Here is a 2,560-nt window from a genome sequence, read left to right on the forward strand (position 1 = left end):
AACACCAACGTCTCACACGGCTGCCTGAACCTCAGCCCCGACAACGCCCGCTGGTTCTACGACTTCTCCCAGCCTGGCGACATCGTCGAGGTCCGAAATACCGGCGGCGCTCCCCTCGAACTGTGGCAGAACGGCGACTGGTCCGTCCCGTGGGAACAATGGCAGGCCGGCAGCGCCCTTTGACCTGACCACAGGATCGCGGCCATACATAGCACGCGTCTCGAGCAATGCCTCGAGGTATCTCTCAGGTCGGCGGCGAAGTCCCGCCGCAGGCTCGCGAACCACCCGGTCACCGAGGGCGAACAGCCCCTTCTGCTCCATCCGCATACGTCAGCCCAGCCGGGCCCCCTCGGCGGTCTCCTCTGTCAGGTAGGACGCATCGAAGCGGCTCGGTCCGGACGCACCGGTGAACGTGACCTACGCGTTCGGCTCGAAGTGGGCGGACTCGTTGACCAGTTCCAGCCCCCGGACCAGAAACCTGCGGACGACAACGTGTTTCGCGCCCACCCCTGGGTGGTCTGACGGTGACCCGGCGGACCTGTTCAACTCAGCGCAGCCAGCGAGGTGCGCTGATCTGATCAGCAAGTTCCACGGTGGAGATGCCTGCCTAGCCACCACCTGATCGGTCCACTAATCACCCGCGCGTCCGGAATCTAGTCGTAGATAACGGCAAGTCCCCGGCGCTCGAGGTCCGCCAAACCGTCCCGCATGGCGTGAAGCTGTTCGGGTGAATGCCCCACCCAGTCCGTGATCTCGCCGACTACCATCACCGGCTCCCTTGTGCGGAAAGAGCGGGTCGGATTACCGGGAAACTTCTTGTCCGTCACGTTCGGGTCGTCCTCCAATGCACCTTCCGGTTCCACGATGTAGATGCGACGCCGACCCTCGCCGACAGCCAGCTCAGCTCCCCACACTGCGGCATCCAATGTTTGCGTCACATAGACATGGTTCGAGAGTCTCCCTTCGCCGTAGTTCGACAGGTGCCCCGGCACCAGCACATCACCCACCGCAAGGTCCGCCTTGGTGCCGTGAAGGAACGCACCCGACTCGTGCACTTCAAAAGGTTTCGACACGACAACCCACCCCATCCGTTGTAGTTGGTCGGAAGATTGTGCAGCAGGTCGGGGGCCTTGCCGCAAGCCCCTCTATCTGCCATATGGTGAGAAGGGGAGAACACATAACGGGAGATTCCTGCCGTAGTCGTCGACGAAATCGACTTGCTCGACAATGCACCCACGACGATCAACACTTCAGCGGCGATAGAGACGTCAACGGTACCTGCACGGCGCTCTCGGTAGTCTTTGATTCACCTGAGAACGCTGGCTTTCCGTGCCGCGCGCAACCAGTCCGGGTACTCACCGAGGAGCAGCTCGTACAGGGCCGCGTCGCTGAGCCTGTCGACGTTCTCGACCGCGAAGAACGCGGCATTGTCGACGAGTCGGCCGGTCAGGTTGTCGAGTTTCTCGAGGACCCGAAGCTGGTGAGAAAAGCACCAATGTCGGGACCGCGGTGCCTTTGTCGAGGTCCCGATGATCTCTTCCATCATCGGGACCTCGTTGTTGGTTCCACCGATCGCATCGAAATCGATGTTGCTGTGCCGGCCATGAAGGTGGACATATGTGTTCACCCAGGTGTCGGCGTCGGCAACGGTGACGTCCGGCAGCGTCACGAATCGCTCGGCATAGGCGTAGGCCTCGAGGTTTCCGTCGGAATCGAGCTGGGTCGCGACCGACACCATCCGCTCGATGATGCGTTTGACCTCCCCCATGATCAGGACGACGCGGCCGACCGGGTTGGAGACGCCCTTCCTGCAGAAGGACTTTCGCGACCGCACGTTTCTGCAGGTTCAGCTTCTCCCGCTTGACCAACGAAAGCATGGCCTCACCGGGGACCGGCCGCACACCGTTGCCCCACCGAGTCGAGCGGCCGGGCGGACCATTCGGCCATCTCGGCGAGGACCTTGTCGGTAATTTGCCGATCGTCTCATTCGAGACCGTCGCGCCGTAGACGTCGTCGAAGTGGGCGGCGATTTCCCCGGTGGTCAGGCTTTTGCATCGGTGTCACGCGGGACCTGGATGTCGACCGGGGCCGATCTCCGTGAGCACCGTCTTCGTTCGTCGGCCGTTGCGGAAGTTCCCGCTGTTGCGGCCCGCTACCTCAAATTCTTCGTAGCCGAGATGCTCATCCATCCCCGCTTCCGTGAGTTGGTTGAGCAGCCCGTTCGGTCCGACCAGCTCCACACCTTCGGCTTTGGCCTCGCGATCAGTTGCTGCGCCAATTCCGGGTGATCGATCTTCGACTGGTCCATAGGATCGAGTGTTTCCGTCATGGTCTTGCCTTCTCGTCAAGCTAGCTCGGCGTGTCGGCCAGATCCGGATCAACCGTTCTTCTCACAGGCCCGTAACCGGCGGCCCGGTTCTCTCGCTGATCGCCGACCGTTCACGAGATGGTGAGCGCCGGTACTTCCAGAGGATCGGCCGGAGCCGGCGCGCTGCGGTTGGCCGCGACGAGGTCCCACGCGGTCTGCCGTGGCGCCACGCCGTCCAGGATCCATTGCCCG

3 protein-coding genes and 1 pseudogene are annotated in these 2,560 nt (G+C 62.6%); 1 reads left to right on the forward strand and 3 read right to left on the reverse strand.

Annotated elements, in window-relative coordinates; translation table 11 throughout:
* A partial coding sequence (locus ACFWAY_RS53430; RefSeq protein WP_378516496.1) for a L,D-transpeptidase occupies positions 1–183 on the forward strand: 183 nt, incomplete at its 5' end.
* A 470-nt stretch (positions 184–653) separates the two neighbouring features.
* Here ACFWAY_RS53430 and arr read toward each other — a convergent pair.
* From arr to ACFWAY_RS53445, 3 genes and pseudogenes are all read right to left on the reverse strand, one after another.
* Positions 654–1,088: an NAD(+)--rifampin ADP-ribosyltransferase gene (gene arr, locus ACFWAY_RS53435; protein ID WP_378516497.1), complete on the reverse strand. Its 435-nt coding sequence runs from the start codon at positions 1,086–1,088 to the stop codon at positions 654–656.
* A 218-nt stretch (positions 1,089–1,306) separates the two neighbouring features.
* Positions 1,307–1,834, reverse strand: a complete 528-nt coding sequence (locus tag ACFWAY_RS53440; RefSeq protein WP_378516498.1) for a VWA domain-containing protein — start codon at positions 1,832–1,834, stop codon at positions 1,307–1,309.
* A gap of 77 nt (positions 1,835–1,911) precedes the next feature.
* Positions 1,912–2,329 (reverse strand): annotated as a pseudogene (locus ACFWAY_RS53445) (transposase); the annotation flags it as partial.
* Positions 2,330–2,560 lie beyond the last annotated feature (231 nt).

The organism is Rhodococcus sp. NPDC059968 (assembly GCF_042738615.1).
GTDB lineage: Bacteria > Actinomycetota > Actinomycetes > Mycobacteriales > Mycobacteriaceae > Rhodococcus_F.

What these genes read in the sequence shown, in the direction of transcription:
- arr (WP_378516497.1), bottom strand. Translation starts at nt 1,088, where the DNA reads ATGGGGTGGGTTGTCGTGTCGAAACCTTTTGAAGTGCACGAGTCGGGT.